The organism is Streptomyces sp. NPDC054961 (assembly GCF_053609145.1).
Genome location: NZ_JBSGWY010000020.1, coordinates 51,700 through 66,403, shown reverse-complemented (window position 1 = coordinate 66,403; position 14,704 = coordinate 51,700). Strand labels below are relative to the sequence as shown.

Genomic DNA, 14,704 nt, shown 5'->3' with positions numbered 1-14,704 from the left:
GCGCGCGCGGCGGGCGCGCTGCCGGCGCGGGCCCCGCGCGGCGGCCCCCCCGGCGCCCCCCCCGCGCCGCCCCCGCCCCGCGCCCCCCCCCCCCCCCCCCCCCGCGGCGTCCGCTCAGCCGCCCGCGGCCGCCGCGCGGTGGCGCACCACCGAACCGCCGCGCTGCTTGACGATCTCCAACTGTGCCTGCACGCGGGTGCGCAGATCGGCCACGTGGCTCACGATGCCCACGCTGCGGTCGCGTTCGCGCAGGGAGTCCAGTACGTCGAGCACCTCGTCCAGCGCCTGGTCGTCGAGGCTGCCGAAGCCCTCGTCGATGAAGAGCGTGTCGAGCCGCATGCCGCCGGCCTCGTCGGTGACCACGTCGGCCAGGCCCAGCGCGAGCGCGAGCGAGGCGAAGAAGGTCTCGCCGCCGGACAGCGTGGCGGTGTCCCGCTCGCTGCCGGTCCAGGCGTCGACCACGTGCAGCCCGAGCCCCGAGCGCCCGCGCCCGCTGGCCTTGGCGTCGGAGTGGACGAGGGTGTAGCGGCCGCCGGACATGCGCAGCAGCCGTACCGTCGCCGCGGCGGCGACCTGCTCCAGCCGGGCCGCCAGCACGTACGCCTCCAGCCGCATCTTGCGCTCGTTGTCGGCGGAGGTGCCCGCGGTGAGTCCGGCGAGGCGGGCCACCCGGTCGTACTCCTCGCGCAGCGGGCCGAGCGCCCGCAGCTCCCGCTCCGCCTGGTGCGAGAGCCGGTCCAGTTCGGTGCAGCGCACGCGGGAGGCGTCGACGGCGGATCCGGCGCCGCGGAGCAGCGCGGCGGCCCGGTCCGCGTAGGCGAGGGCGGCGTCCGGATCGGCCGGGGGCAGGGCGGCCGCCGCCGCGGTGTCCTGCTCGCCGCGCCGGTCGGCCAGCATGGCCTCCTCGGCCTGCCAGGCGTCCATCCGGTGCTGGAGGTCCGTGCGCTGGTACTCCGGGAGTACGGCGTCGGCCGCCTGCGCGACGGTGTCGAAGCCGGCCTTGAAGGCGGCGTCGGCCAGCTGCCCGTCGGCCTCCTTCAGCCGCGCGGCGGTGACTTCGGCGCGGCGCAGCGCGGCCGCGGCCGCGCCCACCATGCGGACCCGGTCCTCCAGGACCCCGGCGCGGGCCGCGACGCTGGGCGCGTTCCCCCGCACGAGGGCGAGCTCCGCTTCCAGCGAGGCCTGTTCCTGGTCCAGGGCCTCGCGGCGGGTGGTCCGCCCGGCGGCCCGGACCTCCGCCTCCAGCCGCTCCGAGCTGCGCACCGCGTGCTCCCGCTCGGCGCGGGCGAGCTGCTCGCGGGCGGAGTGCAGGGCGGTGGCCTCGGCCTGGGCGGCGGCGTGCCGGGTGCTCAGGTCGGAGGTGAGGTCCAGCAGTTCGGCCGTGGTGGCCTCGCCGGCCGCGGTCGCGGCCTCGGCGCGGGCCTCCCGGACCGCGGCGAGCCGGCGTTCCACTTCGGCCCGGCGTTCCTCGGCCCGTTCGAAGCGGGCGTGCGCCGCGTCCTCGGCGGCCCGGTCCACGTGACCGGGGGCCGGGCGGGCCGGCGCCGGGTGTTCGGCGGCTCCGCACACGGTGCACGGCTCCCCCGCGACGAGCGCCGCGGCCAGTTCGGCGGCGATCCCGCGCAGCCGGGTCTCCTTGAGTTCCAGCCAGTGCTCCCGGGCCGCGGTCGACTCCTCGCGTGCGGTGAGCAGTTCACCGGAGGCCCGGTCGGCGTCGGCGTCGAGGGCGTCGCGCCGCCGGGCGGCGTGCAGGTGCATCCGGGCGGGTTCCAGTTTGCCGGCGAGCTGCTCGGCCAGGGTCGCGGCCTGCTGGGCGGCGTCCGCGCGCCCGGCCAGGGCGGCCCGGGTGGCCTCCCAGCGGCCCAGCCATTCGGCGGTCTCCTGCTGCTGTTCCTCGGCGGCCCGGGACTCCCGTTCCAGGTTGGCCCGTTCGCGGCCGATCTCGGCGCTGCGCTGCTCGGCCCGGCGGGCGGCGCCGAGCGCGCCGAGGTCCTCGCGCAGCCGCTGTTCCTCGGCGGCCAGCTGCTCGGTGCCCGCTTCGGCCAGGACCGGCGGCAGCTCCGCACGGGCCACGCCCTCGGCGTGCGCGGCGGCCATGTGGGCGCCGGCGGCGGCTCCGCGCAGCTCCAGGGCGGGGGCGACGAGGGCTCCGCGCCGGGCCCGGTCCAGCAGGGCGCGCACCCGCTCCCGCTCCGGGGCCGCCTCGGTGAGCAGGGCGGCCCGGCGGGTGGTCTCCACGTGCCGGCGCTGCAAGCGGTCGAGCTCGCGCGCCTCCTCGGCGGCCCGCCGGGCGGCGGCGTGCCGCCCCTCGACGGCGGCGAGGGCGTACTCGGCGACGGTGAGCCGCTCGCGGGCGGAGCCGCGCGCGACGGCCGCCCAGGCGCGGACGGCCGCGGCGAGCCCGGGATCGCCCGGCTGGTGCCGGGGCAGCGGCCAGGCGCGCAGGTCGGCGCAGTCCCCGGCGGCCTGCGCGAGCCGCTGGGCGGTGTGCAGCGCCTGCTCGTCCCCGGCGCGGACCTTGGCCTCGGCGGTCCGGCGCCGCTCGCCGAGCAGCGTCTCGACGGCGGCGAAGCGGCGGGTGTCGAAGAGCCGGCCCAGCAGCCGGCCCCGCGCCACCTCGTCGGCCCGAAGGAAGCGCGCGAACTCCCCCTGCGGGAGGAGCACGACCTGGCAGAACTGCTCGCGGCTCATGCCGAGCAGCTGCTCGATCTCCTCGCCGATCTCCTGGTGGGAACGGCTGAGGGCGCGCCAGTGTTCCCCCTCGCCCGTCCCGTCGTACTCGCGCAGCCAGCTCTGCGCCTTGTCCTTGGTCGTCCCGTTGCCGCGCTTCTTCGGCCGGTCCTGCTCGGGACGGCGGGTGATCTCCAGCCGCCGTCCGCCCGCGGTGAGTTCGAGGGTGACCTCGGTCGGGACGCCGGGGGCGGCGTGGTCGCTGCGCAGGCTGGTGCCCGGGGCCTGGCGGGAGCCGGGCACCGACCCGTAGAGGGCGTAGCAGACGGCGTCCAGGACGGAGGTCTTGCCCGCGCCGGTCGGCCCGTGCAGCAGGAAGATCCCCGCGCCGGACAGGGCGTCGAAGTCGATCTCCTGCGGTTCGGCGAAGGGCCCGAAAGCGGTGATCCGTAGCCGGTGCAGCCTCATCGGCGGGTCTCCTGCAGGCTGTCGTCGGCCCGTACGTCGTCGAAGGCGCCCTGGAGCACGGCCCGTTCGGCCTCGTCGGCGAAACCGCCGCCGCCGCGCACGTGGGCGACGAAGTCCTCGGCGATCTCCTGGTCGCTGCGGCCCTTGAGCCGCTGCGCGTAGGAGCCGCCGGCGTCCTGCGTGCGGCCCTCGGGGTCGAAGGCGAGGCTGAGGGTGTGCGGGAAGCGCTCGGTGAGCCGGGCCATGGGGTCCTGTGGCCGGACGGGGTCGGTGAGCGTGGCCTCCAGCCAGCGGTCCGCGTACGAGGCGTACGCGCTGTCGCCGAGCAGGTCCTCCAGCCGCCCCCGGACACGGGCGAGCGCGCGCGGGACGGGGACGTCGAGGCGCTCGGCGCTCTCGATCTGCCCCTCCGCGCCCAGTTCGATCAGCCACATGGTCTTGCGGTGGTCGGCTTCGGAGAAGGAGTAGGCGAGCGGGGAACCGGAGTAGCGGACCCGTTCGTTGATCGTCTGGCAGCCGTGGAGGTGGCCGAGGGCGGCGTAGTCGACCCCGTCGAAGACGGAGGCCGGCACGGCCTCGACCCCTCCGACGGTGATGTCGCGTTCGCTGTCGCTGGCCTGCCCGCCGGTGACGAAGGCGTGCGCGAGGACCACGGAGCGGGTGCCGGGTGCCCGGCCGGCCAGGTCGGCCCGGATCCGGTCCATGGCCGCGCCCAGGACCGCCTCGTGGCTCACCTTCCCGGCGCCGAAGTCGTCCTTGACCAGCGCGGGCTCCAGGTAGGGCAGCCCGTACAGCGCCACGTCTCCGTGTTCGTCGGCCAGCACCACCGGGTCGGCGCATCCGGCGGGGTCGGTCCGCAGGTGGATCCCGGCCCGGCCGATCAGGGCGGCCCCGACGCCGAGGCGGCGGGCGGAGTCGTGGTTCCCGGAGATCATCACGGTGGGCACGCCGAGGTCGGCGAGCCGGTGCAGGGCCCGGTCGTAGAGCGCGACGGCGGGCAGCGGGGGCACGGCCCGGTCGTAGACGTCACCGGCGACGAGGACGGCGTCGACCTCGTGTTCCCGGGCGGCCTCCACCAGGTGGTCGACGAAGGCGGCCTGGGCGTCGAGCAGGTTCACCCGGTGAAAGGACCGGCCGAGGTGCCAGTCGGAGGTGTGCAGGAACTTCACTCGCCGGCCCCGCCGCGCATACCGTCTCCCCCTGCTGGACCAACCCTGAACGCCGAACCCCGAACCCCTCTACGCTAACGCGTCCCCGGCACCGCCCGGGCCGCCTCGCGGCTCCTCGGGACGCCTCGGCCTCCTCGGGACGCTCCGGACGCGCGGGTCGCGGTCAGGGCGCGTAGGTCTCCCCGCCGAGGGTGAGGACGGCGGTGCCCGCGGTGCTGTCGGCCAGCCAGGCCTCGAAGGCGGGCAGGTCGGACTCGGGGAGGGCGACCTCGATCTCCACGGCGGCCCCGTAGCGCAGGTCCACCACGGTCCGGCCGGTGGAGCGCAGGTCGTTCTGTGTCTTGCCGGCCCGCTGGTGGTCGACGGTCACGGTGGCCAGCCGGTAGCGGTGGCGGGTGACGGTGCCGAGCGCGTCGAGGGCTTCGCCGACGACCCCGCCGTAGGCGCGGATCAGCCCGCCGGCCCCGAGCTTCACGCCACCGTAGTAGCGGGTGACGACGGCGACGGCGTAGCGGATGTCCCGGCGCGTGAGCATCTGGAGCATCGGCACCCCGGCGGTGCCGCCCGGCTCCCCGTCGTCGCTGGCCTTCTGGACGGAGGCGTCGGCGCCGATGACGTAGGCGAAGCAGTTGTGCGTGGCGGTGGGGTGCTCCTTGCGGATCCGCGCGACGAACTCCTGCGCCTCCCGCTCGGTCGCGGCGGGTGCGAGCGCGCACAGGAACCGCGAGCGGTTGATCTCCGACTCGTGCACGCCCTCACGGGCCACCGTCACGTACTGGTCTGCCTTCACCTCCCCACCCTAAGCGGTGCCCCCGACGGCCCGGTCCGCGTGGACATGCCGCCCGGTGAGGGTGCGGGAATCGTGCGGGGCCGTCGGCTGTTGACCCCCGGTGCGGACCTCGGCGACCGGCCGGGGACCGCGCCCAGGCAGGCGACGCAGCAGGAGGCGGCCCACGTGTACGGCGATCAGGCGACCATCGGCAAGATCCTCACCGAGCTCGGTGACACCTGGGCCGTGGTGGGCCTGTCCAACAACGAGGACCGGGCCGCCTACCGCGTGGCCCAGGTGCTCCAGCGGTATGGCAAGCGGGTGGTCCCCGTGCACCCGAAGGCCGAGACGGTCCACGGCGAGCCGGGATACCCCTCGCTGGAGGCGATTCCGTTCAAGGTGGACGTGGTGGACGTCTTCGTGAACAGCGCCTTGGCCGGCGCGGTCGCCGACGAGGCCGTCGCGAAGGGGGCGGAGGCCGTCTGGTTCCAGCTGAACGTGATCGACGAGGCCGCCTATGACCGCACCCGCGCGGCCGGCCTGGACATGATCATGGACCGCTGTCCCGCGATCGAGATCCCCGCCCTCTGATTCCTCCCGGTCAGTTCTCCGTCGGCGGGGCCGGGGCTGACGGGGCCGAGGCCGGGGGGATCGCGGTCGGGGGGATCGCGGTCGGGGGGATCGCGGTCGGCGGGATCGCGGTCGGCGGGGCCGCGGCCGGGGGAACGGAGACCTGCGGGATCGAGACCGCCATCGTCATCTCCATCGGCACCGGACCCTCGTTGCGGTAGGCATGCGGGGCGTTGGCCTCGAAGGAGACGGCCCCGCCGGCCGGTACGGCGTACCGCTCGTCGGCGACGACCAGCGTCAGCTCCCCCGCCGTGACGTGCAGCATCTCGAAGGTGCCGGACGGGTGCGGGTCCGAGGCGGCCCCTTCCCCGGGCTCGAGGTGGTACGTCCACATTTCCACGGGCCCGCGCCGGTCGTCGCCGAGCAGCATGCTCGCGCCGCTGCCCCCCGTGGTGGACCACATCCGCACGCCCTGCCCCGGGAGCACCACCCGGACCTGCGGACTGCGGTCGTGGTCGAGCAGGGTGGTGATGCTGACGCCCAGCGCGTCGGCCAGTTTGACCGTGGTGCCGACGCTGGGGTTCGTACGGGCCTGCTCGATCTGGATGATCATGCCGCGACTCACCCCGGCACGGGCCGCGAGGGCTTCCAGGGTGAAGCCGCGCTCAGCGCGCCAGCGCTTGAGGTTCCGGGCCAGCGCCTGGGTCAACTGTTCGAGGTCCGACACCCCTACCGTCCAATCCGGCTGACCGCCGTGGATGAAGAGTCCAATATTTTGAATGACACAGTTCAGTGGAATGAACTATCGTGCGAGGCGCGCGCCGTACCGCACGCTGCACTTCACCATCCACCGCACTGTACTGCGAGGTCCTGCCATGACCGCCCTGCTCGCCCTGGCCACCGCCGTCCTGTGGGGCCTCGCCGACTTCGGCGGCGGGCTGCTGACCCGTCGGATTCCGGCCCTCACCGTCATCGTGGCCTCCCAGCTCGTCGCCGTCGTGGTGCTGGGCGCGGTGGTCCTGGGCACCGGCGCCTGGCGGGAGGCCGGCGCGCAGCTGTGGTTCGCGGTCGGGGCGGGCGTGGTGGGGCCGGTCGCGATGCTCAGCTTCTACAAGGCGCTCGCGCTGGGCCCCATGGGCGTGGTCTCCCCGCTGGGCTCCCTCGGCGTGGTGGTGCCGGTGGGCGCCGGGCTGATGCTCGGCGAACGGCCCGGCATCGGCCAGTTCGCCGGGATCGCCGTGGCCGTCGCGGGCATCGTCCTCGCGGGCGGTCCCGAGCTGCGCGGGGCCCCCGTACAGCGGCAGACCGTCCTGCTCACCCTTCTCGCGGCCTTCGGCTTCGGCGCGGTGATGGCCCTGATCGCGCCCGCCTCCTCCACCGTTCCGGGGCTGCTCCTCGCCCTCTTCGTCCAGCGCGTCACCAACGTCGCCGTCGGCGGCGCCGCGCTGTGGGTCCAGACCCGGCGCGGTGTCCCGGCCCTCCCGGCGGGCTCGGGCGGCCCGCGGATCCTGTGGGCGCTGCTGCCGGCGCTCACCTTCGTCGGCCTCGCGGACGTCGTGGCGAACGGCACGTACTCCACCGCCGCGCAGCAGGGACCGGTCACCGTGGCCGCCGTGCTCTCCTCGCTCTACCCGGTGATCACCGCGCTCGCCGCCTTCGCCGTCCTCAAGGAACGGCTGCGCACCGTCCAGGCCGCGGGCGCCGGCCTGGCCCTGGCGGGCACCGTCCTGCTCGCTGCGGCCTAGGAGGCGCCCGGCGGACGTGCAGATGACCGTCCATCGGAAAGGACGGAGGGAAGGCGGGAAGGACCCGGTCGAACCGGAAGCCCGCCTTGTCCGCGACCCGGCAGGACGCGAGGTTGTCCACCTGGTGCAGCAGCTCCAGCCGGTCCAGCCGGTCCGGGCCCTCGGCGGCGAAGGCCACGAACACCCAGGCCACGACCGCCTCGAGGGCCCGGGTGGCCACCCCGCGGCCCCGGGCCGGCGCCGCGGTCCAGTAGCCGGCCTCCGCCGATCCCGGGCGCTCGGCGATCCGCTTCAGCACCACGCCGGCGACCGGCGGCCCCGCACACGCGCCCACGCGGGCACCCGGGGACGGAGACGGGGACGGGGACGGGGACGGGGCCTCGCGCACGGCGAAACTCAGCCGGTCCCCGCTCTGCCAGCCCAGCCGCTGCTCCTCCAGCCATCGCCGCGCCTCCTCGGTCCCGTCGACCGGCCGCGTCAGCCAGCGCCTCATCGAGGGGTCCCGGTGCACCTCGACCAGCGCGTCGGCGTCGTCGGCGCTCCACGGCCGCAGCACCAGCCCGGCGGTGGCGGCGGTCGCCGCGACACGGAGCTCGGGGATCACTCGCTCTCCGCGAGTGCGGCCAGCGCGCGCAGCTGCTCCGGCGTCACCCCGTCGGGAATCGGTACCGGGGCCGGGGTGCGCAGCGGCGGCTGCCAGCCCGTCTCGGGCTCCCAGCGGCGCACTATGCGGGCCGGGGCTCCCGCCACCACGGCGTGGTCCGGCACCTCGCCCCGTACGACGGCCCCCGCGGCCACGACCACGTTGCGGCCCAGCCGCGCCCCGGGCAGGATCACCGCGCCGGTGCCCAGCCAGCAGCCCGGGCCGATCTCCACCGGGGCACTGCGCGGCCACTGCTTGCCGACGGGCTCGTGCGGATCGTCGTAGCTGTGGTTCGTGGAGGTGATGTACACCCCGGGACCGCAGAAGGTGTCGTTGCCGATCGTGATCCGGGTGTCGGCGATGACGTGGCTGTCGCGGCCGATCACCACCCCGTTGCCCAGGACCAGCACCGGCTCGGCGCCGAGGTCGAGGTCCGGCATCATCCCGGCGGTCAGCGTGACCTGTTCCCCGATGATGCAGTGGTCGCCCAGCCTGATCCAGGGCTCGCCGAAGACCGTGCCCTGGGGGAAGGCGAGCCGGGTTCCGTGCCCGATCGCCCCGAAGCGCAACGGCCCGGGGGTCTGCGCGGTGACCGCGCCGGCCCGCTGCATCCAACGCCAGCCCGCGTGGACGGCACGCCCCGCGAGCCGACGGCGCAGGGCCGTGAGAGATGAGAACGTGTTCTGGTTCTTCGCCACCGGGCCACCGTAGCGCGCCGGGTGCCCCGGCCGCGCCGTGATCTTCACCCCATCTCCGGGGGCACGGGGCGCGTGCCCTACGGTGCCGGTAGCGCGACAGGACGTACAGCCAGATGTGCGGCCAGATACAGGGCCGGACGTACAGCCGGAGGAAGAGAACACATGACGCAGCAGGCTCCCCGGGCACTCGTGGCGGGTGTCGGCGGGAAGAACCCCGAGATCGACCCCACGGCCTTCACCGCGCCCACCTCGGTCGTCGTCGGCGACGTGCGCCTGGGCCCGGGCGCGAGCATCTGGTACTCGGCGGTGCTCCGCGCGGACTGCGGTCCGATCACGCTCGGCGCCGGCAGCAACGTGCAGGACAACTGCACCGTGCACGTGGACCCCGGCTTCCCCGTCTCCATCGGCGAGCGCGTCTCGATCGGCCACAACGCGGTCGTGCACGGCTGCACGGTCGAGGACGACTGCCTGATCGGCATGGGCGCGACGGTCCTCAACGGCGCGGTCATCGGGGCCGGATCCCTGGTGGCGGCGCAGGCGCTGGTCCCGCAGGGCATGGTGGTCCCGCCCGGCTCGCTGGTCGCGGGGGTGCCGGCGAAGGTCCGGCGCGCGCTGACCGACGAGGAGCGCGAGGGCCTCAAGGTGAACGCCCTGATGTACACCGAGCTGGCCAAGCAGCACCGCGCCTCGGTGACCCCGGACGCGTAACCACCGGACCGCCGGCTCAGTCGGCCCGCCCGGTGGTCGGCTCAGCCGGCCCGCCGGCCCGCCGGCCCGTCCGCTCAGTCGGCCCGTCCGCTCAGTCGGCGAGCACGGCGGGAGCGGCCGACGCCGACTCCGGCCCGGTCCCCTCGGCGGCCTCGGCGCGCGCCGCCGCGGCCGCCTTCTTCATCCGGCCGCGCACCACCACCGTCACCCCGATCCCGAACAGCAGCGCCAGCGCGAGCGCCACCCACGAGAACCCCTTGAGCCAGGGCTCGGCGACGATCCCGATCGTGTAGATCACGGCCGTCGTGCCGCCCGCCCACAGGATCCCGCCGAGGACGTTCGCGATCAGGAAGCGCCAGTACGGCATGTGCAGCACGCCCGCCAGCGGTCCGGCGAAGATCCGCAGCAGGGCCACGAACCGCCCGAAGAAGACGGCCCACATGCCCCACTTGTCGAAGGAGCGCTCGGCCACGGCCACCTGGTCCGGGCCGAAGTGCTTGGGGAAGCGCCGTCCCAGCCGGTCCAGCAGCGGCTTTCCGCCCTTGCGTCCGATCGCGTAGCCGATCGAGTCGCCCACGATCGCTCCGGTGGTCGCGCAGACACCCAGCACCACGGGGTCGATGTGACCCTGCTGCGAGGCCAGCAGCGCGGCGCTGACCAGGACGATCTCCCCCGGAAGCGGAATGCCCAGGCTCTCCACTCCGATGACGAGCCCCACCAGGAGGTAGATGCTGACCGCCGGAATCGTCTCCAGCCATTCCTGGATGTGCACCGGTACGCCCTCCCGAATTCTCCCCCCGGCCCGTCCCCTGTGACCGGCCGAACGAGCAGCCTATCCGGTCGCCACCAGAGCCTTCGCCTTCAGCGGAAGATCGCGCGAGGACCGGCCTGCGAACACCTCGCGCCGGCCCGAGCCCACCACCCACGTGTGCCGTTGCGGGTCCCACGAGGAGAGCGTGCGCGCGTCGATGTCGATGACGACCCGCTGCGCCTCGCCCGGCGCGAGGGTGAGCCGCCGGTAGCCCGCCAGGGCCCGCACCGGCTGCTCCAGCTTCAGGTCCGGGGAGGGACCCACGTACACCTGGGCCACCTCGGTGCCCTTGCGGCGGCCGGTGTTGCGGACGGTGAACTCCACGCGCAGCCCGCCCTGCCGCGCCTTCGCACCGCCCTCACCACCCGCATCGCCGGCGCCGCCCGCACCCCCCGCACCACCCGGCCGGACCGTCAGCTTCTCGTACTCCCAGGTCGTGTACGAGAGCCCGTGCCCGAAGGGGAACAGCGGAGCCACCCGCTGCGCGTCGTACCAGCGGTGGCCGACGTGCACGCCCTCGGAGTACTCCTGCCGGCCGCCCAGCCCGGGGTAGCGCATCGCGTCGCCGCCGACCGGGGTCGCGTGCTCGTCGGCCGGGAAGGTCTGGGTGAGCCGGCCGCCGGGGTCCACGTCGCCGAAGAGCACGTCGGCGGTGGCGCCCGCGCCCTCCTGGCCCGGGTAGTACATCTGCAGGACCGCGCCGGTGCGGGCGAGCCAGGGCATCGTCGTGCTGGAGGAGGTGTTCAGCACCACCGTGGTGCGCGGGTTGGCCGCGGCCACCGCCTCGATCAGCGCCGCCTGGCCTCCCGGGAGGCCCAGCGAGGCGCGGTCGCTGCCCTCGGTGGCGTCCTCGTAGGCGAACAGCACCACGCTGCGCGCCGCCTTCGCGGCCCGCACCGCCTCGTCGAGGTCGGCGGCCCGGGTCGCCTTCGTGGTGTGCCGCAGGCGCAGCCGCTGCCCCTTCGGGCCGCCCTCGGCGCTGACGGTGAGCCGGTGCTCGCCCGCCTTGAGCGCGAGGGTGCGGCGGCGCACGGCGAGCCCGTCGGGCGCCGCGCCCAGAAGTCCGCCCGCGAACCGTTCGGCCACGCCCTGCCGTACGGGGAACAGCTCCTCCCCGTCGAGGCGGACGCCCGGCCGTTTCCCGGTGTAGTGGACGAGCAGGGTCCACTCGTCGTCGGCGGCCAGCCGGAAGGTCCCCTCGTAGGTCCAGGTCCGGCCCGCGTCCACCCTCCGGTCCTCGAGTCCGGCGTCGGGCGCCAGCAGTTCCGGCGGGAGCGGGCGCCCGTACAGGTCCTCGCCGAGCGCGTAGCGCACGGTGGAACCGTTCCCGGCCCGCCGCCGGATCGCCTCGAGGGGGGCGGCAGCCGCGTCGGGGACCACGTGCGCGCTGCCGCCGCCGCCGACGAAGGGGGTCCGGCCGGTGGGGCCGATGACGGCGACCGAGCGCGCGGCGGCCCCCGTCAGCGGCAGGGTGGCGCGCTCGTTGCGCAGCAGGACCGCGCCCGCCACGGCCACCCGGCGGGCGACCTCGGCCCCGGCCGCCGCGTCGCGGGCGGGCCGGGCGGCCGGGTGCTCGACGAGCAGCCCGAAGCGGTCCATGGTGACCAGGACGCGGCGCACCGCGAGGTTCACGGCGTCCTCGTGGACGGAGCCGCCGCGCACCGCCTCGCGCAGCGGGGCGCCGTAGTGGGTGCCGCCGGGCATCTCCATGTCGAGGCCGGCGCCGATCGAGGCGACGGTGCTGTGGGTGGCGTCCCAGTCGGACATCACCCAGCCGCCGAACCCCCAGCGGCGGCGCAGGAGTTCGTCGAGGAGCGGCTTGCTCTCGCAGGCGTAGACGCCGTTGACCTTGTTGTAGGCGCCCATGACCGCGCCCGCGCCGGCCGCCACGGCGGCCTCGAAGCCCCGTAGCTCCGTCTCGTGGAGGGTCTGCTCGGCGGCGATCACGTCGACGGTGTCGCGGCCCTTCTCCTGGTTGTTGAGCGCGAAGTGCTTGACGGCGGCGATGAGCCCCTCGTCCTGGATGCCCCGGACGACCTCGGCGACGAGGTCGGCCGTCAGTTTCGGGTCCTCGGAGAAGGTCTCGAAGTTCCGCCCGGCGAACGGGGTGCGGATGAGGTTGACCATCGGCGAGAGCAGGACGTCCTGGCCGAGCGCCCGCCCCTCGCGCCCGATCACCCTGCCGTACGCGCGGGCCAGTTCCGGGTCGAAGGCGGAGGCGAGCAGCACGGGTGCGGGCAGCGCGGTGGCCGGCACGGCCACGCGGACCCCGGCGGGCCCGTCGGCGAGCCGCAGCGCGGGGATGCCGAGGCGGGGGATGCCCGGCACGTAGCCGGCCTGGCCGAGGGGGGCCGGGTCGGGGGCGCCGTGCAGCAGGACGGTCTTCTCCTCCAGCGTGAGCCGGTCGAGCAGCCCGTCGATCCTGGCGGCGCTGCCGGCCCTGGGCGCGGCGGCGGAGACCTTGCGGGGCCGTGTGCCGGGCGGCGGCGCCGGTACGCAGCCGGCCGCGCCCAGGGCGGCGCCCAGCACTCCGAGGAGTCCCATCGCACGGCGTCTGGACACGGCCTCGCTCATGGGCGCTCCCCCTGCGGCGTGGGCATCGGCGTCGGTGGACGGGAGCGGCCCGCGCCGGACCGCTCCCGTCGCCCACTGTGCGCCGCCCGCCGCGCGGGTCCGCCTCAGGCGCGCCACCGCGGCGGCGAGGTTCAGCCCTGCGGCGGCCGCCGGGCCGGCCCGGTGGCGTTACGCGTTGGGGCGAAGCGTCCAGACCACGGTCATCTCGCCGGTCACGGCCTCGTCCTCGCGCTGGATGGCGATGGTGACCGGGAACTCGGGGCGGCCGCCCGCGTCGAGTTCGGCGACGATCTCGGCGGCGGGGCGGCCGAGGGTGGCGGTGGCCGTCACGACGCCCTTGGCGAGCTTCTTGTAGCCGATCTCGGCCTTGACGGCGAGGGGTACGGCGCGCGAGAGCTGGTCGCCGAAGGCGGCCAGGACGATCGCTCCGCTCGCCGATTCGGCGAGGGTGAACATGGCGCCGGCGTGCGGGCCGCCGAGGTGGTTGTGGAAATCGGGCTGGTCCGGGAGCCTGACGACCGCGCGCTCGGGGGTGGTCTCCAGGAACTGGAGGTTCAGGGTCTTGGCCATCGGCACGGTCGCGGCGAGGAGTTCGCCCACGTTCATCTGTTCTGCGCTCATGGAACGCGATGTTACCCACGAGTAAGCGGCATTGGCCATACCTGTACGGGGGCGGCCGTGGCTCCCCACGCCCCCTCCCACTATCGTTACCGGCCATGTGGCCAGGACAGCAGCAGCCGCCCGGGGGAGAACAGAACCCCCAGGACGCGCATCAGAACCCGTACCAGCAGCAGCCGGGAACGCCGAACCCGTACCAGCAGCAGCCGCCGACGGCGTACGGCGACCAGCAGCCCGGCTACGGATATCCGCAGCAGCAGCCGGCCCCCCAGCAGTGGGGCCAGCAGCCGCAGACCGTTCCGGTACAGCAGTGGGGCGGCCCGACGCCTCCCTCCGCACCGCAGCCCCCGCGCGGCGGGAGCCCCTTCTCCACCAAGACCGTCGCCATCGTCGCGGCCTCGGCCGTCGCCGTGACGGCCCTCGGCATGGGCGCGTTCGTCCTCACCCGGGACGACGACTCCACCAACGAGGCGGACGACAAGCCGACCGGCTCCCCCTCCGCCCCCGCCTCCTCGGGCGCGTCCACCTCCGCGAGCACCGGGGCCAACCCGCGCGGCGGCGCCGACGCCAAGCCCGTCATCCCGGGCTGGAAGGTCGTCATCAACCCGAAGTACGGCACCGCCTTCGACGTCCCGCCGGACTGGAACGTCCTGTCCTCGGGCATGTCCACCGGCTTCGAGGACGACGTCAAGAACGACGGTTCCCCCGTCGTCATGATGTCCGCGCCCGCCTTCCTCAAGGAGGACTGGTGCAAGGTCGACTCGAACAAGGACGGCAAGGAGGAGTCGACCTCGCTCGCGGGCACCGGCAGCAAGGGCGGCCAGGGCGCGAAGGACACCGCCGAGGCCGCGCGCAACGAGGCCGGCAACTGGGTGTTCGCCGCCTACGCGCAGAAGGCGCCGCAGGGCACCGTCAAGGTCACCGAGCCGAAGGAGTACACCACCTCCTCCGGCCTCAAGGGCCACATGGCGACCGCGTCCGTGACCGGCCTGCCGAAGGAGAACAAGTGCTCCTCCGACGGCAAGTCCATCGCCTTCAGCTTCACGACCCCCAAGGGTGACCTCTCCAGCTGGATCCTCTACGGCGCCGCGGGCGTCCCGGGCGAAGTGAGCGCGGAGACCTACGAGAAGATCCTCAGCACCATCCGCATCAACACCGGCTGATCCGGGCCCTGCCCGCAGCCTCCGTCCCGGGCCGGTGGCCATCCGTTTGGATTACCGGCCCGGGACGGGGATAGTCCGGGGGTGAGCTCTCCCCCCAC

General features: G+C 74.9%; 12 protein-coding genes and 1 pseudogene. 4 read left to right on the top strand and 9 right to left on the bottom strand.

Annotated features, from left to right (window positions below):
• Window positions 1-114 precede the first annotated feature (114 nt).
• The 3 genes from ACWF9Z_RS19450 to ACWF9Z_RS19440 form a co-directional block, all read right to left on the bottom strand.
• Window positions 115-3,138, bottom strand: coding sequence for an AAA family ATPase (locus ACWF9Z_RS19450; protein WP_453603636.1), 3,024 nt, complete (start codon window positions 3,136-3,138; stop codon window positions 115-117).
• Window positions 3,135-4,307, bottom strand: coding sequence for an exonuclease SbcCD subunit D (locus tag ACWF9Z_RS19445; protein WP_453603635.1), 1,173 nt, complete (start codon window positions 4,305-4,307; stop codon window positions 3,135-3,137). Before ACWF9Z_RS19445 ends, ACWF9Z_RS19450 begins: the two co-directional genes overlap by 4 nt.
• Before the next feature lie 163 nt (window positions 4,308-4,470).
• A complete protein-coding gene (locus ACWF9Z_RS19440) occupies window positions 4,471-5,097 on the bottom strand; it encodes a YigZ family protein (RefSeq protein WP_453603634.1) in 627 nt (208 codons plus the stop codon).
• A gap of 165 nt (window positions 5,098-5,262) precedes the next feature.
• Here ACWF9Z_RS19440 and ACWF9Z_RS19435 point away from each other — a divergent pair, with 165 nt between their 5' ends.
• A complete protein-coding gene (locus ACWF9Z_RS19435) occupies window positions 5,263-5,667 on the top strand; it encodes a CoA-binding protein (RefSeq protein ID WP_453603738.1) in 405 nt (134 codons plus the stop codon).
• Window positions 5,668-5,806: 139 nt separating this feature from the next.
• Here ACWF9Z_RS19435 and ACWF9Z_RS19430 read toward each other — a convergent pair.
• Window positions 5,807-6,373 (bottom strand): annotated as a pseudogene (locus ACWF9Z_RS19430) (XRE family transcriptional regulator); the annotation flags it as partial.
• A gap of 148 nt (window positions 6,374-6,521) precedes the next feature.
• On the opposite strand from ACWF9Z_RS19430, the gene ACWF9Z_RS19425 reads away from it, so the two are divergent.
• Window positions 6,522-7,391, top strand: coding sequence for an EamA family transporter (locus ACWF9Z_RS19425; RefSeq protein ID WP_453603632.1), 870 nt, complete (start codon window positions 6,522-6,524; stop codon window positions 7,389-7,391).
• Here ACWF9Z_RS19425 and ACWF9Z_RS19420 read toward each other — a convergent pair.
• Together ACWF9Z_RS19420 and ACWF9Z_RS19415 are read right to left on the bottom strand one after the other, a co-directional pair.
• Window positions 7,312-7,995 (bottom strand): GNAT family N-acetyltransferase, encoded by a 684-nt coding sequence (locus ACWF9Z_RS19420; RefSeq protein WP_453603631.1) that lies wholly within the window; start codon window positions 7,993-7,995, stop codon window positions 7,312-7,314. The two genes, ACWF9Z_RS19425 and ACWF9Z_RS19420, sit on opposite strands and share 80 nt — an antisense overlap.
• Complete coding sequence (locus tag ACWF9Z_RS19415; protein WP_453603630.1) at window positions 7,992-8,732, bottom strand: acyltransferase; 741 nt, start codon at window positions 8,730-8,732, stop codon at window positions 7,992-7,994. The genes ACWF9Z_RS19420 and ACWF9Z_RS19415 overlap by 4 nt, the downstream gene beginning before the upstream one ends.
• A gap of 162 nt (window positions 8,733-8,894) precedes the next feature.
• On the opposite strand from ACWF9Z_RS19415, the gene ACWF9Z_RS19410 reads away from it, so the two are divergent.
• Window positions 8,895-9,440: a gamma carbonic anhydrase family protein gene (locus ACWF9Z_RS19410; protein WP_453603629.1), complete on the top strand. Its 546-nt coding sequence runs from the start codon at window positions 8,895-8,897 to the stop codon at window positions 9,438-9,440.
• A gap of 91 nt (window positions 9,441-9,531) precedes the next feature.
• On the opposite strand, the gene ACWF9Z_RS19405 is transcribed toward ACWF9Z_RS19410, so the two are convergent.
• The 3 genes from ACWF9Z_RS19405 to ACWF9Z_RS19395 form a co-directional block, all read right to left on the bottom strand.
• A complete protein-coding gene (locus tag ACWF9Z_RS19405) occupies window positions 9,532-10,212 on the bottom strand; it encodes a DedA family protein (protein WP_453603628.1) in 681 nt (226 codons plus the stop codon).
• Window positions 10,213-10,272: 60 nt separating this feature from the next.
• Window positions 10,273-12,825 (bottom strand): beta-glucosidase, encoded by a 2,553-nt coding sequence (locus tag ACWF9Z_RS19400; RefSeq protein ID WP_453603626.1) that lies wholly within the window; start codon window positions 12,823-12,825, stop codon window positions 10,273-10,275.
• 168 nt (window positions 12,826-12,993) lie between these two features.
• Window positions 12,994-13,446 (bottom strand): DUF4442 domain-containing protein, encoded by a 453-nt coding sequence (locus tag ACWF9Z_RS19395; RefSeq protein WP_204357948.1) that lies wholly within the window; start codon window positions 13,444-13,446, stop codon window positions 12,994-12,996.
• Window positions 13,447-13,541: 95 nt separating this feature from the next.
• Here ACWF9Z_RS19395 and ACWF9Z_RS19390 point away from each other — a divergent pair, with 95 nt between their 5' ends.
• Entirely contained in the window at window positions 13,542-14,606 is a 1,065-nt protein-coding gene (locus ACWF9Z_RS19390; RefSeq protein WP_453603624.1) for a hypothetical protein, read from the top strand.
• Window positions 14,607-14,704: the final 98 nt, after the last annotated feature.